The organism is Streptomyces sp. NBC_01591, from assembly GCF_035918155.1.
Lineage (GTDB): Bacteria > Actinomycetota > Actinomycetes > Streptomycetales > Streptomycetaceae > Streptomyces.
The window spans coordinates 453397-478743 of record NZ_CP109327.1; the positions used below are offsets into that span (position 1 = coordinate 453397).

Consider the following 25347-nt stretch of genomic DNA (forward strand, 5'->3'; position numbering starts at 1 on the left):
CTTCCCCATTGAGGCACGGCCCCCTTGAAGCAACAAGGCACATCGCCATGATTCTTGACATGCTACGGCCAATTTTGGTCACCCCTGGACAAGCGCCCCGGCCCCTCCGGTCACACCCCGGACCGAAGCAGCCGGGTCGTTTGCCGACCCGCCGGCTCGGCGGCGGGTCGAGCATTCGGTGCTTGCGGGGGTGGGGGTGGCGAGCTGCCCACCGTCATTCCGTGCCGTCAGGAGGGCAGTTTCAGGTCCGTGCATCCATGGCGCTGCGCCGCACGTTCGGCAAAGGCACGCAGTGCGGTGCGGAGGTAGCCGCTCGGCGGTGCCGCGTACTCGGTGTCGTTGACGGTGAAGAGGGCGCGCGGCCCCGTGCCGCATGCGGCGCTCCCCCAGGCGCTGTGGCGGTCGGCGCCCGCGTCGCCTCGGTAGCTGCCGGGGTCGCCCGCGGAGGTCCGCAGGCGCTGTGCGTACGGGCCGAACGCGGCGCCGAACCAGTAGAGTTCCTCGTCCCGCGCCTTGCTCTCGCCCAGTGCGCAGGTCTCCAGGAGGGCGGTGCCGGGGGCCGTGGTCTCACGGTGCCAGTCGACGGATTCGTCGCCCGGAACGGGTACCCCGGCGCATGTTGCCGTGGCGGTGCCGGGCGCCGGGCGGTCGGGCTGTACGGGGATGGGCGGCACAACGGTGCCGTGCGGGGCGTCGCACGACCATCGTTCGGCGGCCCGTTCGGCGGTGACCGTGGCCAGCCGGGCGATCTGCCTGGTCTCCTCGGCGTTCTCGTGCGACTCGTCGGCACTCACGGCCACGACGAGGGACGCGGGCCTGTTGGTGCAGTTGAGCACGACGCCGGTGTCGCGGAAATCGGTGTGTCCCTGCCAGCCGCCGCCGATGGCAACGGGCAGATGGTCGGAACCCCCGTCGCGCAGCATCGAGAGCGGCTCACCGGAAAGGTTGCGGTTGCGGACGGCGTCGTGCGGAATCAGGGCGACCAGCAGCCGGGTGTCCGCCACCCCGCACGCGTCCCAGCGGTCGTCATCCGCACCGCCCGTGCGGTCCCCCGGCAGCCCGGGGTCGGTGGAGTACGAGGTCAGGGCGGCGGATTCGGAGACCGGAAGCAGGCCCTCGCAGTACGTGGCGAGCCGGTCCTCGTACCGCCACCGTTTGCCGGTGTCGCTCGTCCGGTACCAGCCGTAGCCGGCCGCGAGCAGCACGACCAGTGGCACCACGGCGTACAGCGCGATCCGGCGCATCGTCCTCATGGAGCGTCCTCCCCCGTATCGATCACGCGCTCCTGCCTATCATCCGTGGTCGGGGTCCCGACACCCGTCGTACCCGAAATGAGCACCGCTGCGGGCTTTGAGCAGCGCAGATCACACCACCCGCACAGCCTGCACGAGCAGCGGTGACCGACACCGGGGCGCTGCTCGTCGTCGGCGTCCCCGCCTCGGACGATCTGCCGGATGCCGCGCTCCAGGCCCCGGACCGGTTCCCGAGGACCACCGCGCGTCGCAGTCAGCCCCGCACGCGCCGGACCCGGTCTGCGACGACAACGTCTGCGGTGCGCAGTGCACAGTCGGTCAGGAACTGGCCTCGGGGCGCCGGGCGAGGAAGACGAACTCCCGGCCCGGGCGGTCTGGAGCGTCGCGAACGTCCTCCACCACGAAACCCTGCGCGACCAGCCCCGCCTCGACCTCGCGCCGCTCACGGAAACGCAACGTCGAATCCGATGTCAGCACCTGCCCGTCCGCAGCGAACACGAGGGTCCCGCGGAAGGTCACCAGCGGCCCCCTCACTTCGAGCAGTTGGAGCCAGCTCTCGACCCCGCCGACTCCCGGTATCTCCGTCGTGCTGTACGAGGCCTCACGATTCCACTCCTCCCAGGCGCGCCGGGCCGGGTCCCGCGTCTCGAACACAAGGAATCCGCCGGGCCGGAGTGCTGCGTAGGCCCCCCGCAGGGTTGTCCGCCACGCCTCCGGGTCGACGATGGCCTGGGCGACGTTCGCCGTCATGGTCGCGAGGTCGGCCTGCAGTGGCGGGAGTGCTGTCGCATCACCGCAGATCCAACGCACCCGCTCGCTGCCCGGCTTGCCACGGGCCACATCGATGGACGCCGCGGCGGGATCGACGCCCACGACCTCGATCCCGCGATCGGCCAGCAGGAGGGCGAACACTCCTGTCCCACAGCCGATGTCCAGGACCTGACGCGCCCCGAGCTCCTCGGCCAGGTGGACATAGGCGTCGAGATCACTGCGATCAGGGTCGAGCACGTCGTAGAGCGCAGCGAGCCGTGGATGCGTGAAGTTCTCGTCAGCCATGCGCCGAAGGTACGCCGATCCACCGGTGAACGAATACACACCTGCGCCGTCGGCCATCGGTGCCCGCACGGCAGACGCCGCGGACAGCCGCTGACGCCCAGCGTCTCCAATTCCCCGATAGCTCGCGTGCCCCGGTGCCTGATCCGGCCAGAACCAGACGGAAGACCCTAGTCCCGCCACGCGATCTGCCCGTTCGCAACCTCCAGCACATCCGGCACCAGGGCTTCGTGGAACCTCAGGTGGCCGATCCAAACGGCATCGCCCACGAGCCGGTGTGTGTCGTGAACCCGCACCGCCAGCCAGCAGAGCAGCTCGCCGACCTTCTCGAAATCATCCGGGTGGATTTCCTGCCGGGAGGTCAGCGACCAGCCGTTCCGCGGCAGATCCGCTCGGCTGACCAGTGCCGAGCCGAGCACACCACCCACCCGCCAGGCCGCGCCACTGCCGGCCAGCAGTGGACGAGGTTCGTCCTCGACCACCGGTTCCCCCGCCTCGTCCACCACGACGAACGGGAACTCGGTCACGATGGACAGGCGCTCCGGCTGCGGCCCGATTCCCAGATGCCAGTGCAGTTCGGCGAGTTCCTGCTCGGAGAGCTCGTCCCGCAGATCGACCGATACCGCCAACTCGAACACGTCACTCATCCCACGCACCCTACAGAGGGGGTCCGACACTGCGATCTGGACCCGCGACCGGGCGGTGCACCCCTGCGCGCCGCTCCGGGAGCCTCCGGGTGAGTCGCCGCGGCCGCCGGCCATCCGGCGCGCCCGGTGATTCCGACGACCGCGGCCCCGGCGCCAGGTAGGTCCCAGCGCCACGTATCCGTTCAGGCCCGCAAATGCCCGAATCTATTTACATCCCCGATCCGCGGGCGTAACGTGACAGCGAAACCACACACTCGGACATGGAACGGATCCAAAACAACATGTATGCACCGGAGCGGCAGCAAGAGATCCTCCGCCTCGCCCGCGAGAGCGGCCGGGTCGATGTGCTGTCCCTGGCCGAGGAATTCCAGGTCACCGCCGAGACCGTGCGGCGTGATCTGAAGAGCCTTGACCGGGCCGGGCTGCTGCGGCGCGTCCATGGCGGTGCGATCCCGGCCGGGCGGCTCGACTTCGAGCCCGATCTCGCCGAGCGCGATGCGGTGGCCATCGACGAGAAGGAGCGCATCGCCGCAGCCGCGATCGGCGAGCTCCCCACCGACGGCAGCGTGATCATCGACGCGGGCAGTACGGCCGCCCGGCTTGCCGCGGCCATTCCGCTCGACGCCCACCTCACCGTGGTCACCCATGCGCTGCCGGTGGCCGCCCGGCTCGCCGACCACCCCGGCATCGCGTTGCATCTCGTCGGCGGCCGGGTCCGGCCCCGAACCCGCGCCGCCGTCGATGCCTGGGCATTGAACGCCTACAGCGAGATCAACGCCGACGTCGTCTTCCTCGCCACCAACGGCTTCTCGCCGACGGGCGGTCTGACCACGCCCGATCTGGCCGAGGCCGCCGTCAAGCGCGCCATGATCTCTGCCGCCCGGCGGGTCGTGCTCCTGGCCGACTCCGCCAAGTTCGGCCAGGAGCACTTCGCACGGTTCGGCGATCTCGCCCAGGTCGATCTGCTCATCACGGACACCGGACTCGGCTCCGACGACGCCCTCGCCATCGAGGGCCGGGGCACGGAAGTAGTATGCGCATGATCCTCACCGTCACCCCCAATCCAAGCCTCGACCGGACGTACGAGCTGCCCGGGCTGACCCGCGGAGCCGTGCTCCGGGCCACGGACGACCGGGTCGACCCCGGCGGCAAAGGCATCAACGTCTCGCGTGCAGTGGCGGCGGCCGGCCACCGCACGATCGCTGTCGCACCGCTCGGCGGGCCCGAGGGCGAGCTGCTCGCACGGCTGTTGGGCGAGCACGGCATCGAGGCAGCCGGTGTGCCGATCGTCGGCAGCACCCGTATCAATGTCACGCTCGTCGAGCCCGACGGAACGCTCACCAAGGTCAATGCGGTGGGCCCGGAGATCACCGAGGCCGAGGCCGAGGCCCTGCTGGATGCCGTACAGACCAGGTCGGCGGCCGCGGACTGGATCGCCTGCTGCGGCAGTCTGCCGCGTGGACTGCCCCCGCAGTGGTACGCCGAGCTGGTGGCCCGGAGCCACCGTGCCGGGGCCCGGATCGCCCTCGACACCTCCGGCGCTGCGCTGACGGCGGCGCTCCGGGAGCGCCCCGATGTGATCAAGCCGAACGCGGAGGAGCTTGCCCAGGCCGTCGGTCGCCCGCTGGCGACGGTGGGTGATGCCGTGAAGGCGGCGGAGGAGCTCCGCGAGTGCGGTGCCCGGTCCGTTCTGGCCAGCCTCGGGGCCGACGGACAGTTGCTGGTCGAGGGCACGGGTACGTACTTCGGCAGCGCCCGGGTGAAAACGGTCCGCAGCAACGTCGGGGCGGGCGACGCCTCTCTCGCGGGCTTCCTCGCCGCGGGTGGAACCGGGCAGGTGGCGCTCGCCGCGGCGGTCGCCCATGGCGCGGCAGCCGTAAAGCTGCCGGGCAGCGTTATGCCGGCACCCGCCGATCTCGATCTGTCGGCGGTCACCACGACCACCGAAATCCCCCTGGACCGACCCCTGACGGAGCCGACTTCATGACTGCCGCGCATCCGCGACCCAGCCCGCCGCCCCGAGTGTCCCCCGAGCCGCCCACAGGACGGTCCACGAACAAGGAGCCCCGCGATGAGTGAACTGATCACCGCGGAACTGGTCGATCTCGATCTGTCCGCCGAGACGAAGCACGACGCCGCCCGGTCGCTCGCCGAGCGGATGGTTACCGAGGGCCGGGTGACCGATCTCGACGGCTTCCTCGCCGATGTGGCAGCCCGCGAAGCACAGATGCCGACCGGTCTGGACGGCGGCATCGGCATCCCGCACTGCCGCAGCGAGCATGTCACCGCGCCCACGCTCGCGTTCGGCCGCAGCGGCCCGGGCATCGACTTCGGTGCGGCGGACGGCCCCGCCGATCTGGTCTTCCTGATAGCCGCGCCCGCCGGAGCCGACGACGACCACCTCACGATCCTCTCCGCCCTGGCTCGACGGCTGATGGACCCGGAATTCACGGGCGCCCTGCGTGCGGAGCGCGACCCCGACGCGGCCGCGGCGCTGATCCGCGGCGAGAAGGCCGCTGCAGCCGACTCGACTCCGGCTGACCCGACTCCGCAGGCCTCGGCTCCGGCCGACTCGACTCCCCAGGCCTCGACGCCGGCCGACGCACCGGTGGACGGCTCTGTCACGGACAGCGCCCCTCTGTCCGCCGAACCCTTCCGGATCGTCGCCGTCACGTCATGTCCGACCGGTATCGCACACACCTATATGGCCGCCGAGTCACTGGCGGCCGCGGCCCGCGACGAGGGCGTGGTGCTCAATGTCGAGACGCAGGGCTCAGCCGGGTTCGAGCGGCTCGATCCCGAGCTGATCGCCGCCGCCGACGCGGTCATCTGGGCACATGACGTCGAGGTACGCGAGAAGGCACGTTTCGACGGCAAGCCGATCGTCGACACCGGGGTCAAGGCAGGGATCAACCGTCCTGCCGAGCTGATCGCCGAAGCCAGGCGGAAGGCGGAGCGCGGCGAGACCAGCACCGTCCCGGCCGGCACCGCTCAGCAGGACGGTGGAGCCACGACCGGCGGTGACCACGCGCACTTCGGCGTCCGACTGCGCACCTACCTGATGTCCGGCGTCAGTTACATGGTGCCGTTCGTCGCGGCGGGCGGGCTCCTCGTCGCGCTTTCGTTCGCCATCGGCGGCTACGAGATAGCCGGTGCGAAATCCGTCGCGGACCACTTCGTCTGGGGCGAGGCCGACAGCTGGGCCGCGCTGCTCAACCAGATCGGCACCGCCGCGTTCGCCTTCCTGGTGCCGGTGCTGGCCGGGTACATCGCGTACGGGATGGCGGACCGGCCCGCGCTCGTTCCCGGCTTCGTCGGCGGCGCCATCGCACTCAGCATCAACGCGGGCTTCCTCGGCGGCCTCGCAGCGGGGCTACTGGCCGGTGCGGTGGTGATGGCGATCCAGCGGGTGAAGGTCCATCCCACGCTGCGGGGCATCATGCCGGTGCTGGTGATTCCCCTGGTCGCCTCGGCGGTCGTCGGATTCCTGATGTTCATCGTCGTCGGCAAGCCGATCGCGTCCCTACAGCGCGCCCTGACCGACGGCCTCAACGGACTTTCCGGCTCGAACGCGATCATTCTCGGCATCGTCCTCGGCCTGATGATGTGCTTCGACATGGGCGGGCCGCTCAACAAGGTGGCGTACGCCTTCGCGGTCGGCGGTCTGGCCGACCCGACGCCCGGCAGCCTCAAGGTGATGGCCGCGGTCATGGCGGCCGGCATGGTGCCGCCGCTGGCCATGGCACTCGCGACCACCGTGCGCGGCAGGCTGTTCAGCAGGACCGAACGGGAGAACGGCCGGGCGGCGTGGGTCCTGGGCGCATCCTTCATCAGCGAGGGCGCGATCCCGTTCGCGGCGGCCGACCCGCTCCGGGTGATCCCGTCGGTGATGGCCGGCGGCGCGGTGACCGGTGCGCTTTCGATGGCCTTCGGCTGCACATTGCGTGCCCCGCACGGTGGCATCTTCGTGGTGCCGCTCATCGGGAATCCGCTCCTCTACCTGCTGGCCATCGCCGCCGGTACGGCGGTCGCGACCGCCCTGGTCGTCCTGCTCAAGGGCATGCGCCGGAACACGGAGGCGCCCGCCCCGGCGACCGAGAAGTCCAGGATCTCCGTCGCTGCCTGACCGGAATCCCCATGCCCCTGCTCCGTCGCCACCTGACGGATTCCCCCGTATCCCCGTCCCCGCTCCCCCACCGACACACAGGAGAGTTCCCCATGCATCAGCGCACCGTCGCCGTTGGTTCCCGCAGCGGTCTTCACGCCCGCCCGGCCTCGTTGTTCGTCAAGGCAGCCACCCAGCAGCCGGTCAAGGTGACGATCGGCCGGGACGGTCAGGGCGCGGTCGACGCCCGGAGCCTGCTCTCCGTACTCGCCCTCGGGGCACAGCACGGCGATTCAGTGGTACTGACCGCGGAGGGCGACGGCGCGGAGGCCGCAGTCGAGGAGCTGGCCACGCTCCTCGCTCGCGACCTCGACGCGACGCCGTAACCTCAGCTGTCCCCGCCGTCCCCCGAGCGCACAACGGCTCCGGGGACGGTGTGCGTTCCCGGCCAGTGCTTCAGCCGCGGGCCGAACGGAAGGTGCCCTTCCGAATATAGGCCGGATCGACGGGCTTGAGCCGAATCTGTGGCAGTCGTCCATCCACGAGATCCCACGATTCATCGCCGGGCATGCGATCCATCCTGTCCCGTGAGTTCGCCGATGTCCGCATGTCGGGGCAGGGCAGGAGTGCCGGGCATGGTGGTCCAGAACGGATCGATGCGGCCCAGCCAGACGTCCTGTTCGTCCGCCAGCGGTTGCTTGAGGGGAAGCGGGAGGAAGCGGCAGGCGAAGATGAGGCCGGCGTCGTCGCCGTCTCCACGGACCTGGTGCTCCCACGCATCAGGGGTGTCGGCCGTTGCTCGGAGGAAGAAGAAGGTGGTCCGGCGTGGCTGCCCCGTTTCGGGGTGTGGCTTGTCCTCCACGGCGATCTGCCGGACCAAGGCGACTGCCGACAGCCCGGTTTCCTCAGCGACCTCCCGCCGGACAGCCTGTTCCAGTTCCTCGTCCGGTCCGACTCCACCTGCGGGCACTTGGGTGCCAGCCTCCGGCATTCCGATGTGGTCGAACACCAGCAACTCGGGTACGGAACAATGCCGGATCACGTATGCGGCAACACGGATTCCGGGTCGGGTCATACGTACATTGTCCGACGTCGGCACCGTGCCCTGTCCGGGAATTGGGCCGGAGGGTATGTGAGCGGCAGCAAGCGCCGTGCCGCAGTCACATGGAAAAGCACCCGGTTCTCGTCCTCTGTGAGAATGGTCGTGTGGTGGCGACAGAGGAACTCCTGCGGCAACAGGACGCCATGCGGTCCGCGGCGGATGCGGTCAGCGCCGATCTACGGCTCGAGGAACTGCTGCCCGGGGTCGGCCGGCCGGTGCGGGTGGGGAGTTATGCCCTCGGTCTGACGGTCCGTCGCGACCTGGACGTGACGGTGATCTGCCCGAAGCTCGAACCGCAGACCCTGGAAGTCGTTGCCGGGATCGGCGCACGACTGGCGCAGCACCGGCGAGTGCGGCAGGTCCGGTTCCGCGACGACACCGGCGAGTGGAACATCGACCTGGGCTACCCCGATGGGCTCCACCTCGGAGTGGACTGTCGTTCCGTCCGGGGTGAGGACTGGAACCTGGACATCTGGTTTCGTCGACGAACCAGACCGACAGCCCGACCTCGCCCATCTCAAGACATTGTCTCCGCGTCTCACTCCCGAAACCCACGCGGCGATTACCGGCATCAAGCAGGCCTGGGCAGACCGTGCCGAGTACGGCAGGTCCGTGAAGAGCGTCGACATCTACCGATCGGTCCTGGACGACCGCGTCCGCACACCTGAGCAGTTCGACGAGTGGCGTGCCCGCGCGGAGTCCTGAGCCCGTTGTCCGTCGGATTTCAGCCTCGGCTGCCTCCGTCGCCTGCTCAGTGGCCTCAGCGGGGGGCTAGTGTTCGCGAATGACCGATGACCCTGTTCCGGTGAACGTTCAGTTCGACGATGTCGGCCTTGTCGTTGTCAAAGAGACCGATGAGGACGGGACCTACCGCTTTCCTCGCCATGACCGGGTACCGGACAGTGCATTGTGCTCGCTGCCCCTGGCCGACGCATTGCATGCGCGGATCCGGCCCGTCGGAACTGCTGAGACCGTGCTGCGGAGCTGGGTGGTGGGAGGCCCGGTGCGAGGAGTGACTTCCTGGGACGATCCGGCATCCGCAGATCCGGTACGGGTCCGGGCCGGCGCGGTGGTGATTCGTGATGGGCGGATGCTGCTCATCGGCTTCGAGGAGGACAGAGAGCCGTTCTACGAGATTCCCGGCGGCGGGGTCGAAGACGGCGAGACACTGCACGCTGCGGTGATCCGCGAGCTGCGGGAGGAGACCGGCCTGGGCGGCAGTGTGGTCAGGGAAGTGGCCCGCGTCTGGAAGGACAGTCGCCGGGAGCACTACTTCCTCGTACATGCCGAAGGCGAGATCGGTGCCCGTGCGGAACTCGACAACCACGGCGGAACGCCCACGTGGATTCCGGTCGACCGGCTGCCCACCACTCCGGTGTGGCCGCGGCGGCTGGCCTGGCGCATCGCTCACTGGTACACGGCGGGCTGGCCGGACCGGCCGGCCGAACTCGCCGACAGCATCAACGACCTGCAGAACACCTGCACTTGGTGAATGCTGACAGCGCCCGTCGTCGATGCTGATGGCACCGGGCACCCGGTCGCCGAAACAATGGTCAACCCTGCTTCCCTCGCGCCCGCGTTCCACGAAGGGCCTGCCGCGTCCGAGCGATGGAGCTCGTGCCGCGGCAGGCCTCGCGCAGTGGGCGACGGACGGACCGGGTCCAGCCGGCCCTGCGTACCGTCAGGCTGTGTGCAGTGTCAGTCCGTACCGGTTCAGAATCTCGTTGATCGGCTGGTGCCAGGTCTGCCCGCCGCTGGTGCAGTCGCCCCAGCCGCCCGACGTGACTCCTTGCGCCTGGTCCCCGCTGATGAACGAGCCGCCCGAATCTCCCGGCTCGGCGCAGACGCTCGTCTTGGTCATCTGATGGACCGCACCCTGGCTGTAGTTCACGGTTTCGTTCGTGGCCTGCACATTGCCGCAGTGCCAGTGGCTGGTGGAGCCGGAGCGGCATATCGAGGCCCCGATGGGTGCCTCTGCGGAGCCCCGCACCAACTGGTCCGAAACGGTGCCCCAGCCGAGTACCACGGGGACGGTCCACCAGCCGTTGCCGACGCTGACCCAGGCGTAGTCGTCACCGGGGAAGGACGACCCCTGGAAGTTGCCGATGGCCGAACGGTCCCATCCGCTGACCGCGGCGCCGGCCTGGCCGCAATGCCCTGCCGTGACGAAGCCGCCGTGCACGGAGAAGCCGATGGAGCATCGGACGTTGCCCGTGTAGTAGGGATCGCCGCCCACGGTTCCGGCAGAGAAGGTCCTGGGCGCCTCGGGCGTCCGATTGACCAGTACGGGGCCGGACTTGCGGGCCCGTTCGACGAACTCGCGGACATCGTTGTCATGTGCCGCCGAAGCGACAACGTCGACGACGACCCGGTTGACCTTCGGGTCGACGTGCCAGCTGCTGACACCGTCCGGCGCGGTCAGTCTGTCGATCCGCGCCTTGGCCGCGTCGAGCTGTTGCGCGCTGTGGCGCACCAGCCGTACGGACGCGCCGGACGCCCGTACGGCGCCCGACTTCCGGCCGTCGGTGACGGCCACGGTGAGTCTGCCGGTGGCCGGATCGAACCAGGAGCCGGCGTAGGACGATCCGGCGGCTCGTCGCGCCTTGCCCTGTACGGCGGTTGCCGTCTTCTCCGCGGCCAGCCGCGCCCTGGCCTGATCCTCTGTCAGGCCGAGGTCTCTGCGCATGGCGGAGAGCAGTCCTGCGGACGCCGGTGCTTCATCGGTCGCGGATCGGGGTGTCCCGGAAGGCGAGTCCACGGCGGCGGCAGATGCCGGACCGGAGGCAAGACCCACAGTGGCCCAGGCTCCGACAACCAGCGCGGCAGCCAGGCTCGCACGCAACGCGTTCATACATCTCAAGGCAATGGCCCTTCTGTTGTTCCGGCATTGTGGGGGAGGAACAGCAGGCGTCCGGGAGCTCTCACCTGAGAGCGCTCTCAGAGTGTGCCGCAACGGACTGTAACGCAGTGCGCCTATCAGGTCCATGCCAATGGATGTTTCCGGCCCGCCGGGAGGCGGACGCCTTCTGCCCTCGACGGCCCTGCACCGGGACCCGCCGATCTGCGCACGGCGCGGACATCTATGCTCGCGTCAGATGATCGCGCGTCCCCCATACGTCAGCCTCCACCACGAGCCTCGCGAACAGCAGCACACTTTCCCGCAGGAGCCTCACCATGACATCGTCCGCCGACGAATCCGCCTCCTGGAGCAGGTTGTGGAAGGGGTCCCCACGGGTTCCCCATGCGCCCCTCGACGAGGAGACACGGCGCAACTCGGAGCTTCCGGGCACATTGCTGCCTGCACCGGACGGGATGAAACATCCGTTGATCTTCGAGCCCGCTCTGAAGCAGTTCGCCAATGCCTACCGGGCGGGAGAGCCTGACTTCAGCGATGGCCAGGAAGAGCTGGGGCGGGCCTGGCACCGGGCGCGGCGTACCGTGCTGGACACGGTGCTCGCGTCCATCGCGGACGGCCCGTGGGGCGACCATCTGGTGCTGCGTGGCAGCGTGTTGATGGCCACGTGGTTCGGGGAGGCCGCCCGTGATCCGGGAGATCTGGACTTTCTCTTCGTGCCCCGGGACTGGGCCATGGACGACCCTCGATCCTCGGGCCTCTTCGAGACGATCGCCCGGGACGCGGCAAGGGCCGCCGCCCGCGGCTCCGTCCAGATCGACGCGCCAGGCATGGTGACGGAGGACATCTGGACGTACGACCGGGTTCCGGGCCGACGCATGTTGCTGCCGTGGACGGCGGACGGGGTGCCCGGTGGCACCGTACAGCTCGACGTGGTCTTCAACGAGGCCCTGCCCTCCCCCGCCGAGCTCACCGAACTCCAGCCGCTGGGAGACGGCCCGGGCTGCCGTGTGCAGGCCGTGTCCCCCGAGCTGTCACTGGCCTGGAAGTTGCTGTGGCTGGTCACCGACGCGTATCCGCAGGGCAAGGATCTGTACGACGCCGTGCTACTCGCGGAACGCACCCCGCCGAGTTACGAACTGGTGCGGGAAGCCTTCGTTCTCGGCGGGACCGAGGGCCTGCGGCCCGTCGGCGCCTGGTGGCTCCACGAGTTGGGGGACCAGACCGGTTGGGAGCACTTCACCACCGAACACCCGTGGGTCACGGAGAGTGCGGCGAGCCACTGCGGACGTCTCGCGCGGGCGCTGGCGCCGCTGCTGGAGACGGCGGAGCGACCGGACAGGGCGGACTCAGGTGGATCGGACCGGTACCGGCAGTGGGCCCGGTGGCTGCAACCGCTGGTGGAGTCCACGCGCACGACAGCCGCGGAGGACCCTGCCGCCGCACTCGGGTTTCTTGCCGAGGGCGGGTGGGACGGGCTGAAGGCGGCCGTCGTGGTCGTACGGGAGATCGCCGGGCCCCGGCGTCTCGGTCTGAGGGAGGCACTCGCCAGTGTCCTGTCCCATGAGGACAGTTGGCAGTATTGGCGGAACCAACCCGAGGCGTGCGACCGGGCCCTCGACGAGCTGAACTGATCAACTCCCCTGGCCCTGCTCTGTCCGTACTGATCAACTCCCCGGGCCCGACCCAGCCTGTACTGATCAACTCCGTCGGACCCCGACCCGGTCAGCCGGCCCGGCCGATCGCGCTGCGCAGCATGGCGACCGTCGTCGCGGCGGCCGCACGTTCCGCGCCGTCCTCCGTCGCGCGCACTCGTTCCTCCAGCAGGACCACTGCTGCCTGGAGGACGCCCACGCGCACCGGAACGCTCTGCATCGCCGTCAGTACGGCCGCCGCCTGTTCGGCCGGGGTCGCCGTGGCGGCGTGTGGAATGAGGGTGGTGATTCCGCGCCCGAGCGCGCGGTCGCGAGGCGGCTGAGCCGCGGCTGTGGTCACCCGAGAAGTGTGCCGCACCGAACCCGGGGAATTGGTCAGCGACCTGACTGCGACTCTTCGGGGCCGTCGTGGACATGGGTGTGGACCCGCCTCAACAGCGCTGCAAGCTGGGCTTGTTCGGGGCCGGTCAGAGGGGCGAGCAGTGCCTCCTGCTCGGTCAGCGCCTCGTCCTGGAGCTCTGCAAGCACTACGCGGCCGGCCGGGGTGGGCGTGACGGTCACCCGGCGGCGGTCGGCGGTGTCCCGGGCCCGGTCGACGAGACCGGCCACCGCGAGATCGTCCACGATCTTGACGATGTCACTCCGGTCGATCCCGAGCCGTGATGCCAGTTCCCGTTGCACATGGGGGCCGAAGTCGACGAGCGCCGACAGCACGGCCATGTGCCAGAGCCGCAGATCCCGCTCGGCCAGTCGCGCCGCCAGTCGGCTCCGCGCCGCCTTGCCGGTCTTGGACAGCAGATACGTCGTGAGTCCCAGGAGGCTGGGCGGGGTCTGGCTCATCGACACCATCTTAGGCACGCACCCATCATAGGTTTTCACCCACTGATCGGAGCACGGCACGGCGCGGCGCAGGGCTCGGACGACGGGACACCCGCCGCCGCGCCGTGTCCGACCCCGGTCCAGACGAAAGACCCTAGCCCCGGGCCCAGTTGCGCATGGCTGTCCGTGAGGAGAAGGCTGCGACGTCCTTGTCGAGCGGCCGGTCGGTGTACTGATGGATGCGCCAGGAGGCCTTGATCCTCGGCTTCCCCGCGGTCACGTAGTCGGCGATCCACAGACCGTCCCCCGCATACGACGTGGTGTCGTGGTTCAGCCAGAAGTAGCGGTTGCAGTACAGCAGGACCTTGTGGTGCGGCCGCAGCCGCTTGACCTCACGGATGAAGCGGTCCTTTTCAGCATTGCCGGCCCTCGTGCCTTCGCCGTTCTCCTCCCAGTCCACGGCGAGCAGATCACCCGCCTTCTCCGGAGCCTTGCTCACGAAATACTCGGCCTGGGCCGTGATGTTCCCCGGCCAGAGAAAGTGGTAGAAACCGACCACGCACTCAGCGTCCCTCGCGCGTTTCACCTGTGCCGAGAGATGCGGATTGATGTACGAACGCCCCTCGGTGGCCTTGATGAAGACGAAGTCCAGTCCGTCCGTGTCGAAGGACGACTGATGGGAGCTGACATCGACACCATGCAGCATGGGCACCGCCTTCAAATGGGCTCAGTGATTCCGTTCTCTTCCTCTACGTGCCCGCAGGCACTCGTTCCCATCCTTCGGGTGAACGGGCGAATCGTTTTCTCATTGCCAGGAATACGGACCGGCAGCGGGTAGTTGTTGAAGCGGCCAGACCACTTCAGGTACCGCAGGCGCCATCGGAAGGTCGGATCCATGAAGATCGGCATCATCGGAGCGGGCAACATCGGCGGCAACCTCGCCCGGCGCCTCACCGCGCTGGGCCACGAGGTGTCCATCGCCAATTCGCGCGGCCCGCAGACGCTCTCCGCGCTCGCCGCCGAGACCGGAGCCACCGCGGTCAACGCCGCGGAGGCGGCTCGAGGAGCCCGAGTCGTTGTCGTCACCGTCCCCCTCAAAGCCGTCCCCGATCTGCCCACCGGTCTGATCGACGGTGCCGCGGAAGGGGTCGCGGTCATCGACACAGGCAATTACTACCCGCAACAGCGCGACGGCCGCATCGCCGCGATCGAGGACGGCAAGCCCGAGAGCCGGTGGACCGAGGAGCAGATCGGCCATCCGGTGATCAAGGCGTTCAACGGGACGTACGCGCAGGACATCCTCTCCAACGGCCTCCCCAAGGGCAGTCCCGGCCGTCAGGCGCTGCCGGTGGCCGGTGACGACGCGGCGGCCAAGCAGGTCGTGCGCGATCTCATCGACGAGCTGGGATTCGACACCGTGGACGCGGGGGGTCTCGACGAGTCCTGGCGGCAGCAGCCCGGCACGCCCGTCTACGGTCATCAGGGCGACGTGGAGGCCATCGGCAAGGTGCTCGCCGAAGCGTCCCCCGAGCGCACGGCCGAGTGGCGTGCCTGACGGTCCCCCGCACCGACGGTCCCCGGCGCCGGCGATCGACGGGGTCACCCTCGTCGCGCCGGGCACCCCGTCCCCGCCGGGCCCGTCGGCAGCCGTGTGCCCCGGCCGCACTCCCTGGTTCGCGCGCGTCGTGCGTGAACTGGCGGCCCGGGGCCCGGGTCGAGCCCGGGCCCGACGACCGGACCGGCACTACCCGGCGTCGTCCGGACGGGCCGGAAGACTGTCCATGAACGAACTGACGGAGAAGACGGCGCGTCCGGGTCCGGGCGGGCCGTAGCCGGGGGGCGAGCTGAGACCGTAATCCTCCATGGTCGCGCGATAGGCGTCCAGCAGGCGGATGTGGTACTCCAACGGCGCCCCGTCCGGGTTGGTCTTCCCGAGCGGGGTGGTGGGCTCCGGGCACCAGGTGGTGAACCGCGGGGTGATGCCGTGCGACATGAAGAACCGCAGGCCCTCGGTGGTCGAGGCGATGGCTTCGTCCACCGTGGTGAAGCCGAAGGGCTCGGCCATCTCCACACCCGCCACGAAGTTGGGGATGACATTGCGAGGGCCGAATACCTCGGCGGAGTCCAGGATGCGGCGGTGCCACTCGTCACGGCCCACGTAGCGTTCCTTGCCCGGGCAGTAGAGCTCGAACAGACGGCGGTCCCACACCTCGTAGTTGGGGTGGTAGATCTGCACGCCGTAGTCGTGGAACCGCTGTACGTCGGCCTTGGGCAGGGCCTGGGCGACGACCTTGCCGATCCAGCGGCCCGGGAAGCGCTCCTCGATGGCCTTGGCGTACTGCCCGTAGAAATCGGCCTCGTCGCGGCCGCCGATGTGGGAGGTGATGGCCCCACCGGTGAGGGTGTAGGCGGTGGAGGTCTTCGCCGTGTCGTACTTGTCGATGATGGCGAGCGCCTCCAGGACCTCCTCGACCGGCTTCACTCCGGTGTACGGGCGTCCCGCCGCCTTGTGCTGGCGCCAGTTGTGGTTGATGTCGCAGTACTGGCACTCCTCCTTCGCACCGAAGTACTGGCAGACCCGGAAGACCGTCAGGTAGACGAGGTATCCCCACTGGATGGTGGGCGCCACCTCCATCACGGACTTGCCGTTCTCCAGCGTGTGCCGGTAGTAGTCCGGCATGGGCGGCAGACCCACGTCGGAGATCCGCCGGCCGTCGAGATGCAGCCCGAGCACACCGTCGTCGTCGGCCGCGACACGGTAGGGGGACGACGGGTTGACCCGGACCGACACGACGGTCCTGCGCAGGTCGTACGGACCGCCGGTGAGGACGATCTCCTCCGGCGGGCGGCGGAGGGCGGCCGCGCCGAGCTCGGGGAGGGTGCCGTGGTCGAACGAGAAGATGAAGTAGGACTTCGGCTTGACGTCACCGCCCTCGTTGTCGCTGAGCGCGGACTCGTCGAACGCCACGCCGCCGCGCAGCAGATCCTCCTTGATGACGGCTTCCCGGGGCACGTGCGGGAACTGCTCCATGAGGCGCTCGACCAGGCGGGTGCGGTTCCCGTCCGTGCGACTTGGCTCGGTGCGGCTGCGGTCGGTACTGCTGGGCATGTGCGGGACTCCTCGGTCCGGTCGTCTGCGGCGTTCCGGGTACGCCACACTGTGCAACGAACCGGACACGTCCGCAGTGCCCCGACGCACCGGCCGATTCGCCCCGGGCCGACGCGGGCGGTCCGCGGCCGTGAGTGGCGCGGTCCGGGTCGTCGGTCGGTGGCTGCCTCCGGGCCGGAAGTCACCGGTCCCAGTGCGTGGGGCGGCCGAGTGACGGCGGAAGCTTCGTCGCCGCGTCCCCCCTGGCCGCGTTGAGCTGGGCCTGCGTAAGGAAGAGGCTTCCGGTGAGGTCGGCGCCGGAGAGGTCCGCGTCCCGGAAGTCGGCGCCGATCAGGTCGGCCAGACGCAGATCGGCACCGGCGAGGTCCGCCGCGATCAGATACGCGCCGCGCAGGTCGGCGCCCCGCAGATCGGCGCCCCTGAGTCTGGCTCCGATGAGGTCGGCGCCACGATGGTCACGCTTCTTCCTGCGCGGCGCCGTGGCCCGTACGAGTTCGCTGGTACGGAGCAGCAGCTCGGCCACGGCGTCGCGGTGCCCTGCCACATCCAGATCCGGGAACGCGTCCGCCGGGAGGCGGGTGAGGCGATCCGTCTCGTCGAGGGTGCACCGGATCTCACCGTGGAGGGGCCGCGCCGGTTCCAGGGACAGCGCTTCCGTGAGGTACCAGAGGAGTTCGTGGAGCTGCCGCATGACGGGGAACACCTGGAACATCTGCTGGGCGGTCTGTGGGGCCCTGCGCCAGTCCTGTCCGTCGAAGGTCTCGACGGAGACCTTCTGGCCCGCCCCGAAGCAGTCGTACACGGTGCAACCGGGGAAGCCCTGTGTCCGCAGTTCCGTGTGGATGCCGCAGCGGAAGTCCGCCCGGAGGTTCCGGCAGGGCTTCCCGGCGTCCTTGTCGATCGCGAAGTCCGCGGACCGTGTCAGGGTCAGTGCTACACAGCACAGTCCGAAGCAGTTGGCGCAGTCGGCGCGCAGGGCGGCACGATCGGTGCGGTCGGCGCCGGGGCCTTGGACGTTGTCGGGCACGGTGCGTGGATCCTCTGGGTACGGAACTGTCGGACAGTCGACTTTATCGGGATCGGTCACCCGTTCGCGTCAATTTCATGATCACCGCTGAGCCGGACCGGGGGCTCGGCTCCGGGCTCGAATTCTGCGCTCAATGATGGTGGGTAGTACATCTTTGTAGGAGGTGGCCACAGACGTGGCGAACGCGCCAGCCGACGACATCCCTGCCCGGCGGGTATTGACCGATCCGGCCGGCCTCACCCGGTATCAGCACGACGAGGCCGAGTGGGCCCCGTACGGAACTCCCCTGGCCATGGTGCGTCTGCAGACCACCGAAGAGGTCCGGGACGTGGTCCGGCACTGTCTGGCCCACCGCATCCCGCTGGTTCCGCGCGGGCGGGCACCGGCCTGTCGGGGGGTGCGAACGCCGTGGACGGGGCGATCATCCTGTCCTTCGAGGACATGAACCGCATCGTCCGCATCGACGCGGCGGAGCGGCTGGCCGTCGTCCAGCCGGGAGTGGTCAACGACGATCTGCGGGCGGCGTGCGCGGAGCACGGGCTCTGGTACCCGCCGGATCCGGCGAGCTCGCCCTGGTCGACGATCGGCGGGAACGTCGCGACCAACGCCGGGGCATGTGCTGCGTCAAGTACGGCGTGACGCGCGACCACGTCCTCGGTCTCGAAGTGGTCAACGGGCTCGGCGAGGTCGTCTCGCTCGGCCGGCGTACCGCGAAGGGGTGGCGGGGTACGACCTGGCCGGACTGATGGTCGGGTCCGAGGGCACCCTGGGCGTGATCACGGAGATCACGGTGCGGCTGCGTCCGGCGCGGCCGCAGGAGCGGACCGTGGCCGGGTACTTCTCCTCGGTGGTCGCCGCGGGTGAGGCGGTGAGCGCCGTGACCGCTTCGGGCGTGATCCCCTCGGCGCTCGAACTGGTCGACCGTCACTGCCTGGCCGCCGTCGACGCCTGGAAGAAGTTGGGGCTCTCCGCCGACGCGGACGTGGTGCTGCTCGGCCGGGTCGACACGCCGGGCGCCGAGGGCGACGCCGAGGCCGAGCTGGTACGGGAGTGTTTCGAGCGGGCGGGTTGCCACCTGGGCCGCGGTCTCCACGGACCAGCAGGAAGCCGATGCGCTCTTCCAGGCACGCCGACTGGCCTGCCCGGCGCTGGAGCGGCTCGGTCCGGTCCTGACCGAGGACGTGTGTGTACCGCGGACCGCGGTGCCCGAGATGCTGGCCCGGATCGAGAAGACCGCGGCCCGGCACGACATTCCGGTGGCCAACATCGCCCATGCCGGGGACGGGAACCTGCACCCGCTCATCATCACCACGCCGGGCGACGAAGCCGCGCGCGCCCGCGCCCAGTCGGCCTTCGAGGACATCCTCGACGATGCGATCGCCCTCGGGGGCACGGTGACGGGCGAGCACGGAGTGGGCCTGCTGAAGATGCGCGGCATGGACAAGGAACTGGGTTCCGCGGTGCTGGGCATGCATTACGCGGTGAAGGCGGCGCTGGACCCGTACGGCATTCTCAACCCCGGCAAGGTGCTCGGCGGGGGCGGGTCGCCGCTCACGGGTGAAGGGGACGCCCCGCAGGCGTGACCCGGGGCGTCGGGCGCGACGGCATCGGCGACGGGGGACGACCGGGCGCCGCTCGCCCGGGCCACTGTCAGTGGCCCGGCGCACACTGGCAGCAGTACGGCACGGGCGAAGGGGGACGCCGATGGACACCGAGGACGGGACCGGGTTCGAACCGGCCACCGGGGACGGTCCGACGGCTCCGGTTCCGGGCGGAAGGCGCTCCGCCTCTGTGCGGACCGCGTTCGAGGGACTGCTGCAGATCCGCCGGCTGACGAACACCGCACACGCCGACCCGCAGGGCATACCCGCGCAGTGGGAGATACACCGGCCGGTACGGGCGGTCGCCATCGCCCTGGAGGCATCGGGCCTGGCCGCCTCGGCCGTTGACGGATCGGGCCTGCGTACGGCGACCGGTTACCGCTTGCAGCGGGGCGAGGTACCGGGCGGCGTACGTGTCGAGTGGCTCGGTCCGCCCGGCAGTGGGGCGGCCCGTTCGGAGGAGGCCGAACTGGCGCGGTGCGCGGCCGTGCTGCGGGAGTTGGGCTGGACGGTGCTGCTGTACCGAGGAGCGCGTCGTCGAAGATTCCTGGAGGTCGAGCCACCGGCCGGTGCGCGAAGGCCGAACGACGGGTAGCGGGCGCCCTCCACGCCGCCGTCGGCGGGCGTTGTCAGACCCATGAGGGATGCTGGTGGGTCCGACACCTCTGACCGGGAGATGCTGAGATGCGCAAAGACGAACTCGCCGCGGCCCAGGCGTATGTCCGACTGCTGGAGGCAACCCGCGCCGCGCTCGCGGAGCCGGACGACGGCCCCTTGTATGTGCCGTTGCTCGCCTCGCCGATTGCCGAGGCCGATGGTGCGCTGCAGCGTGCCGGCCTCTGCGGCAACGAGTCCCGGTTCTTCGACCTCGTCAGCTCGCTGCAGCCGAGCATGTCCGGCAGCGGTCGCTGAACGCACCTGCTGAACGGCACCGCGGTCGCGCGATGCTCCACCGCCGCACGAGGCCCGGCCGAATCGGCTCGGCCGGCCTCGCGCCGTCTCCCTTCACCTCGTCGCCCCGATGCGCCACCATGCTCTGAACGGGTCGGCGGACCGGGCAGTGCACGATGAATTGATTCAAGACAGAAGAGAACCCGACCAGCTGCTTGACTGGAAGCTCGTGGGAAACCTAGCGTACGGTCCAGATGAAACGATTCATACGTCCGAACGGTCTCCGGTCGCTGGATGACTCTGCTTACGAGGTGTTCATGTCTGATGTGTCGGCCGTCAAGGCAGCTCTGAAGTCCCAGGTCATCGAGACGCCCTCGTGGGGGTACGGGAACTCCGGGACGCGATTCAAGGTGTTCGCGCAGCCGGGTGTGCCGCGCGACCCGTTCGAGAAGATGGAGGACGCGGCGCAGGTGCACGGCTTCACGGGTGTGGCACCGAAGGTGTCGCTGCACATTCCGTGGGACAAGGTCGAGGACTACGCCGCGCTGACCCGGCACGCCGAGGGTCTCGGGCTGAGGATCGGAGCGATCAACTCCAACGTCTTCCAGGACGACGACTACAAGCTCGGTTCGGTCACCCACCCCGATCCGAAGGTGCGCCGCAAGGCCACCGACCATCTGCTGGAGTGCGTCGACATCATGGACGAGAGCGGGTCTCCCGATCTCAAGCTCTGGTTCTCCGACGGCACGAACTACCCGGGGCAGGACGACATCACGGCCCGCCAGGACCGGCTGGCCGAGGCGCTGGCCGAGGTGTACGAGCGGCTGGGTGACGACCAGCGGATGCTGCTGGAGTACAAGTTCTTCGAGCCCGCGTTCTACGCGACCGACGTTCCCGACTGGGGTACGGCGTACGCGCACTGTCTGCGTCTCGGTCCGAAGGCCCAGGTGGTCGTGGACACCGGACACCACGCACCGGGCACCAACATCGAGTTCATCGTGGCCTCTCTGCTGCGCGCGGGAAAGCTCGGCGCGTTCGACTTCAACTCCCGGTTCTACGCGGACGACGATCTGATGGCCGGCGCCGCCGACCCGTTCCAGTTGTTCCGGATCATGCACGAGGTGGTCAGGAACGACGGTCTGAAGCCCGAGACGAACGTCAACTTCATGCTCGACCAGTGTCACAACATCGAGGCGAAGATCCCCGCCGTCATCCGGTCGGTCGCCAATGTGCAGGAAGCGACCGCCAAGGCGCTCCTGGTCGACGTGGAGGCGCTGGGCGCCGCGCAGCGGTCCGGCGATGTACTGGCCGCGAACGGCGCCCTGATGGATGCGTACAACACCGATGTACGTCCGCTGCTGGCCGAGGTGCGTGCGGAACTCGGCCTGGCGGGGGACCCGTTCGCGGCGTACCTGGCCTCGGGCAACCAGGAGCGGATCGCCGCCGCCCGGGTCGGTGGCGAGCAGGCCGGCTGGGGCGCCTGAGCCCCTGTCCGCTCCCCCGCACGACCATCGACCGGTTCAGACAGCCCCCGACCACGAAGGAAACTCATGACCTCCGCGACGCACCCCGAAGTCGCCGCTCTCCTGCAACGCGCCCACCGGATCGGCTCCGACGCCCGCAACACCAACTACGCCGGTGGCAACACATCGGTCAAGACCACCGGCACCGACCCGGTCACCGGGGGCGACACCGAACTGCTGTGGGTCAAGGGTTCCGGTGGTGATCTCGGCACGCTCACCGAGGCCGGGCTCGCCGTACTGCGCCTGGACCGGGTACGCGCGCTCAAGGACGTGTATCCGGGGGTGGAGCGCGAGGACGAGATGGTGCCGGCGTTCGACTACTGCCTGCACGGCAAGGGCGGTGCGGCCCCGTCCATCGACACGGCGATGCATGCCCTGGTCGAGGCCGCTCACGTCGACCATCTGCATCCGGACTCGGGGATCGCGCTGGCGTGCGCCGTCGACGGTGAGAAGCTGACCGCGGAGTGTTTCGGCGACAAGGTGGCCTGGGTGGGCTGGCGCAGGCCGGGGTTCCAGCTCGGTCTGGACATCGCCGCGGTCAAGGCGGCAAACCCGCGGGCCGTCGGGGTGATCCTCGGCGGCCATGGCATCACGGCCTGGGGCGAGACGTCCGAGGAGTGCGAGCACAACGCCCTGTGGATGATCCGCACCGCCGAGACCTTCCTCCAGGAACGGGGCAGGGCTGAACCCTTCGGCCCCGAATGGGCGGGCCGGGAGCCGCTTCCCGAGGAGCGGCGCCGGGAGCGTGCGGCCGCGCTCGCCCCGCTGATCCGCGGTCTGGCCTCCACCGACCGTCCACAGGTGGGCCACTTCACCGACACGGAGCCGGTGCTGGACTTCCTCGCCCGTACCGAACATCCGCGGCTCGCCTCGCTGGGCACCTCGTGCCCGGACCACTTCCTTCGTACGAAGGTCAGCCCGCTGGTGCTCGACCTGCCTGCGGACGCCCCGCTGGACGAGGCGGCGGCGCGGCTGAAGGAACTGCACGAGGAGTACCGGGAGGCGTATCGCGCGTACTACGAGCGTCATGCCTCGCCCGACTCCCCCGCAATGCGCGGAGCGGACCCGGCGATCGTGCTGGTGCCCGGGGTCGGCATGTTCTCCTTCGGCAAGGACAAGCAGACGGCCCGGGTCGCCGGAGAGTTCTACCTCAACGCCATCAATGTGATGCGCGGTGCCGAGGCCGTCTCCTCGTACGCACCGATCGAGGAGTCCGAGAAGTTCCGGATCGAGTACTGGGAGCTGGAGGAGGCCAAGCTGCGCCGGATGCCGAAGGCCAAGCCGCTGGCCACCCGGGTGGCACTGGTCACCGGCGCGGGGTCGGGCATCGGCAAGGCCATCGCGCACCGGCTGGTCGCGGAGGGCGCATGTGTCGTCGTCGCGGACATCGATGCGGAGAACGCCGACTCGGTGGCGCAGGAACTCGGCGGGTCCGACAGGGCTGTCGCCGTGCCGGTCGATGTGACCAGTGAGGAGCAGATCGCCGACGCGTTCCGGGCCGCCGCGCTGGCGTTCGGCGGTGTGGATCTCGTGGTGAACAATGCCGGGATCTCCATCTCGAAGCCGCTGCTGGAGACCACGGCCCGGGACTGGGATCTCCAGCACGACATCATGGCGCGCGGCTCGTTCCTGGTGTCGCGCGAGGCCGCCCGGATGATGAGGGCGCAGAACATCGGTGGTGACATCGTCTACATCGCGTCGAAGAACGCGGTGTTCGCGGGTCCGAACAACATCGCCTACTCGGCCACCAAGGCAGACCAGGCCCACCAGGTGCGGCTGCTGGCCGCCGAGCTGGGCGAGCACGGGATCCGCGTCAACGGCATCAACCCCGACGGCGTGGTGCGCGGTTCGGGGATCTTCGCGGCCGGCTGGGGCGCCCAGCGCGCGGCGACGTACGGCATCGAGGAGGAGAAGCTCGGCGAGTTCTACGCCCAGCGGACCCTCCTCAAGCGCGAAGTGCTCCCGGAGCATGTGGCCAACGCCGTCTTCGCGCTGACCGGCGGGGACCTCACGCACACGACCGGACTCCATGTTCCCGTCGACGCCGGTGTGGCCTCGGCGTTCCTTCGATGACCCCCGTTCCCGCGACGCCCCGTGTTCCCGCGACGACGCGAGTTCTCGGGATGCCCCGGTCCTCCGCGATCACCCGGATGAGATTTCCATGTCTGTGACGTCACGAAGCGACGCGACCTTCGCCGCCGTGGACCTCGGTGCCACCAGTGGCCGGGTGATCACCGGTCTGGCCGGTCCCGGGAGGCTCGTACTGACCGAGGCGCACCGATTCGCCAATACGCCGGTCCGGTTGCCGGACGGACTGCGGTGGGACGTGCTCGCGCTGTACCAGGGAATGCTGGACGGTCTGCGGACCGCTGCGCGCAGCGGTCCGATCGCCTCGATCGGCATCGATACGTGGGCGGTCGACTACGGCCTTCTCGATGCCGACGGGGCCCTGCTCGGGCTGCCGTTCCACTACCGCGACCGCCGGAACGGGAGGGCCGCCGAGCAGGTGCTGGCGGTGTGCGGGGCACAGGAGCTGTATGCCGTCGGCGGGTTGCAGCATCTGCCGTTCAACACGGTGTTCCAGCTCGCTGCCCACCGAGCGAGTGCCCAGTGGGGCGCGGCACGGACAATGCTGCTGATCCCCGATCTGCTGACCCACTGGCTGACCGGGGAGGTGGGCGCGGAGATCACCAATGCGTCGACGACCGGTCTGTTCGACGCGTCGGCCGGCGCCTGGTCCGATGCGCTGATCGGCAGGCTGGGTCTGGAGCGTTCCTGGTTCCCGCCGTTGCGCGAGCCGGGTGACCCGGCGGGGACACTGCTGCCGCATGTTGCCGAGTACACCGGACTGCCGGCCGGGACGCCGGTGACAGCCGTCGCCTCGCACGACACGGCGTCGGCGGTCGCGGCGGTTCCCGCCACCGAGCCCAGGTTCGCCTATGTGTCCTGCGGAACGTGGTCGTTGGCAGGACTTGAGCTGACGGCTCCGGTACTGACGGAGGAGTCCCGTTCGGCGAACTTCACCAACGAGCGTGGGGTGGACGGCACCGTCCGCTATCTCCGCAACATCATGGGGATGTGGCTGCTGGAGGAGTGCCGACGGACCTGGGACCGGCGGGGCGAGGCTCCGGGCCTGGCCGCGCTGCTCGCGGAGGCGGCCCGTGCCCGGCCGTTCGCGGCGGTGATCGATCCCGACGACGAGGCGTTCCTCGCGCCGGGTGACATGCCGTTGCGCATCGACACCCATCTCGTACGGACCGGGCAGGCGCCGCCCGACAGTCGCGGTGGCTATGTCAGATGTGTGCTGGAGAGCCTGGCACTGGCTCATCGCAGGACGCTGCGGCAGGCTGCCGGTCTTGCGGGGCGGGAGTTGAGCCGGATCCACCTTGTCGGCGGGGGTTCACGCAACGAGCTCCTGTGCCAGTGGACCGCCGATGCCACCGGGCTGCCCGTCACGGCCGGCCCGGCCGAGGCGACCGCGCTCGGCAACATCCTGTTGCAGGCACGTGCCCATGGGCTGGTGGGCGACCTCATGGACATGCGACAACTGGTGGCACGGACCCAGGAATTGCGCCACTACACCCCGCAGGGGAACCAGCGGGCCTGGGACCGAGCTGCCGCCAGGCTGGAACCGACCTGAGCCCATTCGTCACCTGCCCTCGACGGGCAGCCCGGGAGCCCTTCGGGGAAGCCCGGACCTTCGACGGA

24 protein-coding genes and 1 pseudogene are annotated in these 25347 nt (G+C 69.5%); 14 read left to right on the forward strand and 11 right to left on the reverse strand.

Features of this window, described 5'->3' with window-relative positions; translation table 11 throughout:
* Positions 1 to 227: 227 nt before the first annotated feature.
* The 3 genes from OG978_RS02420 to OG978_RS02430 all read right to left on the reverse strand — a co-directional run bounded on the left by OG978_RS02420 (position 228) and on the right by OG978_RS02430 (position 2953).
* Positions 228 to 1253, reverse strand: coding sequence for a hypothetical protein (locus tag OG978_RS02420; RefSeq protein ID WP_326763578.1), 1026 nt, complete (start codon positions 1251 to 1253; stop codon positions 228 to 230).
* 318 nt (positions 1254 to 1571) lie between these two features.
* Positions 1572 to 2309 carry a class I SAM-dependent methyltransferase gene (locus OG978_RS02425; RefSeq protein WP_326763579.1) on the reverse strand — a complete coding sequence of 246 codons (738 nt, stop codon included), beginning with the start codon at positions 2307 to 2309 and terminating at the stop codon, positions 1572 to 1574.
* 167 nt (positions 2310 to 2476) lie between these two features.
* The gene (locus OG978_RS02430) at positions 2477 to 2953 is read right to left on the reverse strand and encodes a hypothetical protein (RefSeq protein ID WP_326763580.1); all 477 of its coding nucleotides are present in this window, start codon (positions 2951 to 2953) and stop codon (positions 2477 to 2479) included.
* Positions 2954 to 3234: 281 nt separating this feature from the next.
* On the opposite strand from OG978_RS02430, the gene OG978_RS02435 reads away from it, so the two are divergent.
* From OG978_RS02435 to OG978_RS02450, 4 genes are all read left to right on the forward strand, one after another.
* A complete protein-coding gene (locus OG978_RS02435; protein ID WP_326769906.1) occupies positions 3235 to 3996 on the forward strand; it encodes a DeoR/GlpR family DNA-binding transcription regulator in 762 nt (253 codons plus the stop codon).
* Entirely contained in the window at positions 3993 to 4940 is a 948-nt protein-coding gene (gene pfkB / locus OG978_RS02440; protein ID WP_326763581.1) for a 1-phosphofructokinase, read from the forward strand. The genes OG978_RS02435 and pfkB overlap by 4 nt, the downstream gene beginning before the upstream one ends.
* Positions 4941 to 5024: 84 nt before the next feature.
* Positions 5025 to 7079, forward strand: coding sequence for a PTS fructose transporter subunit IIABC (locus OG978_RS02445; RefSeq protein WP_326763582.1), 2055 nt, complete (start codon positions 5025 to 5027; stop codon positions 7077 to 7079).
* Between the two features lie 92 nt (positions 7080 to 7171).
* Complete coding sequence (locus OG978_RS02450) at positions 7172 to 7444, forward strand: HPr family phosphocarrier protein (protein ID WP_326763583.1); 273 nt, start codon at positions 7172 to 7174, stop codon at positions 7442 to 7444.
* Positions 7445 to 7614: 170 nt separating this feature from the next.
* Here the strand turns inward: OG978_RS02450 and OG978_RS02455 are convergent, their stop codons facing one another.
* Both OG978_RS02455 and OG978_RS02460 read right to left on the reverse strand, forming a co-directional pair.
* The gene (locus tag OG978_RS02455; protein WP_326763584.1) at positions 7615 to 8133 is read right to left on the reverse strand and encodes an NUDIX hydrolase; all 519 of its coding nucleotides are present in this window, start codon (positions 8131 to 8133) and stop codon (positions 7615 to 7617) included.
* A gap of 203 nt (positions 8134 to 8336) precedes the next feature.
* Entirely contained in the window at positions 8337 to 8582 is a 246-nt protein-coding gene (locus tag OG978_RS02460; protein ID WP_326763585.1) for a hypothetical protein, read from the reverse strand.
* A 28-nt stretch (positions 8583 to 8610) separates the two neighbouring features.
* Here OG978_RS02460 and OG978_RS02465 point away from each other — a divergent pair, with 28 nt between their 5' ends.
* A complete protein-coding gene (locus OG978_RS02465; protein WP_326763586.1) occupies positions 8611 to 8865 on the forward strand; it encodes a hypothetical protein in 255 nt (84 codons plus the stop codon).
* A 79-nt stretch (positions 8866 to 8944) separates the two neighbouring features.
* Complete coding sequence (locus tag OG978_RS02470; protein ID WP_326763587.1) at positions 8945 to 9652, forward strand: NUDIX domain-containing protein; 708 nt, start codon at positions 8945 to 8947, stop codon at positions 9650 to 9652.
* A gap of 189 nt (positions 9653 to 9841) precedes the next feature.
* On the opposite strand, the gene OG978_RS02475 is transcribed toward OG978_RS02470, so the two are convergent.
* The gene (locus OG978_RS02475) at positions 9842 to 11011 is read right to left on the reverse strand and encodes a S1 family peptidase (protein WP_326763588.1); all 1170 of its coding nucleotides are present in this window, start codon (positions 11009 to 11011) and stop codon (positions 9842 to 9844) included.
* Positions 11012 to 11472: 461 nt separating this feature from the next.
* On the opposite strand from OG978_RS02475, the gene OG978_RS02480 reads away from it, so the two are divergent.
* Positions 11473 to 12648, forward strand: coding sequence for a nucleotidyl transferase AbiEii/AbiGii toxin family protein (locus OG978_RS02480; protein WP_326763589.1), 1176 nt, complete (start codon positions 11473 to 11475; stop codon positions 12646 to 12648).
* Positions 12649 to 12739: 91 nt separating this feature from the next.
* Here the strand turns inward: OG978_RS02480 and OG978_RS02485 are convergent, their stop codons facing one another.
* The 3 genes from OG978_RS02485 to OG978_RS02495 all read right to left on the reverse strand — a co-directional run bounded on the left by OG978_RS02485 (position 12740) and on the right by OG978_RS02495 (position 14194).
* Positions 12740 to 13009, reverse strand: a complete 270-nt coding sequence (locus OG978_RS02485; protein WP_326763590.1) for a hypothetical protein — start codon at positions 13007 to 13009, stop codon at positions 12740 to 12742.
* Positions 13010 to 13044: 35 nt separating this feature from the next.
* Complete coding sequence (locus OG978_RS02490; RefSeq protein WP_326763591.1) at positions 13045 to 13509, reverse strand: MarR family winged helix-turn-helix transcriptional regulator; 465 nt, start codon at positions 13507 to 13509, stop codon at positions 13045 to 13047.
* A 133-nt stretch (positions 13510 to 13642) separates the two neighbouring features.
* Positions 13643 to 14194 carry a glycoside hydrolase family 25 protein gene (locus OG978_RS02495; RefSeq protein ID WP_326763592.1) on the reverse strand — a complete coding sequence of 184 codons (552 nt, stop codon included), beginning with the start codon at positions 14192 to 14194 and terminating at the stop codon, positions 13643 to 13645.
* A gap of 135 nt (positions 14195 to 14329) precedes the next feature.
* Between OG978_RS02495 and OG978_RS02500 the strand changes: the two genes are divergently transcribed.
* Positions 14330 to 15043 carry an NADPH-dependent F420 reductase gene (locus OG978_RS02500; RefSeq protein WP_326763593.1) on the forward strand — a complete coding sequence of 238 codons (714 nt, stop codon included), beginning with the start codon at positions 14330 to 14332 and terminating at the stop codon, positions 15041 to 15043.
* A 189-nt stretch (positions 15044 to 15232) separates the two neighbouring features.
* Here OG978_RS02500 and OG978_RS02505 read toward each other — a convergent pair whose 3' ends face one another.
* Both OG978_RS02505 and OG978_RS02510 read right to left on the reverse strand, forming a co-directional pair.
* Positions 15233 to 16597 carry a radical SAM protein gene (locus tag OG978_RS02505; protein WP_326763594.1) on the reverse strand — a complete coding sequence of 455 codons (1365 nt, stop codon included), beginning with the start codon at positions 16595 to 16597 and terminating at the stop codon, positions 15233 to 15235.
* 181 nt (positions 16598 to 16778) lie between these two features.
* Positions 16779 to 17624, reverse strand: coding sequence for a pentapeptide repeat-containing protein (locus OG978_RS02510; RefSeq protein WP_326763595.1), 846 nt, complete (start codon positions 17622 to 17624; stop codon positions 16779 to 16781).
* Between the two features lie 175 nt (positions 17625 to 17799).
* Between OG978_RS02510 and OG978_RS02515 the strand changes: the two are divergent.
* The 6 genes and pseudogenes from OG978_RS02515 to OG978_RS02540 all read left to right on the forward strand — a co-directional run bounded on the left by OG978_RS02515 (position 17800) and on the right by OG978_RS02540 (position 25279).
* Positions 17800 to 19207, forward strand: a pseudogene (locus OG978_RS02515) (FAD-binding oxidoreductase).
* Positions 19208 to 19328: 121 nt separating this feature from the next.
* The gene (locus OG978_RS02520) at positions 19329 to 19820 is read left to right on the forward strand and encodes a hypothetical protein (protein ID WP_326763596.1); all 492 of its coding nucleotides are present in this window, start codon (positions 19329 to 19331) and stop codon (positions 19818 to 19820) included.
* A gap of 89 nt (positions 19821 to 19909) precedes the next feature.
* Positions 19910 to 20137, forward strand: a complete 228-nt coding sequence (locus OG978_RS02525; RefSeq protein ID WP_326763597.1) for a hypothetical protein — start codon at positions 19910 to 19912, stop codon at positions 20135 to 20137.
* Between the two features lie 296 nt (positions 20138 to 20433).
* Complete coding sequence (gene rhaI / locus OG978_RS02530) at positions 20434 to 21600, forward strand: L-rhamnose isomerase (protein ID WP_326763598.1); 1167 nt, start codon at positions 20434 to 20436, stop codon at positions 21598 to 21600.
* A 66-nt stretch (positions 21601 to 21666) separates the two neighbouring features.
* Positions 21667 to 23712, forward strand: a complete 2046-nt coding sequence (locus OG978_RS02535) for a bifunctional aldolase/short-chain dehydrogenase (protein ID WP_326763599.1) — start codon at positions 21667 to 21669, stop codon at positions 23710 to 23712.
* An 88-nt stretch (positions 23713 to 23800) separates the two neighbouring features.
* Positions 23801 to 25279, forward strand: coding sequence for a rhamnulokinase (locus OG978_RS02540; protein WP_326763600.1), 1479 nt, complete (start codon positions 23801 to 23803; stop codon positions 25277 to 25279).
* The last annotated feature ends 68 nt before the right edge of the window (positions 25280 to 25347 follow it).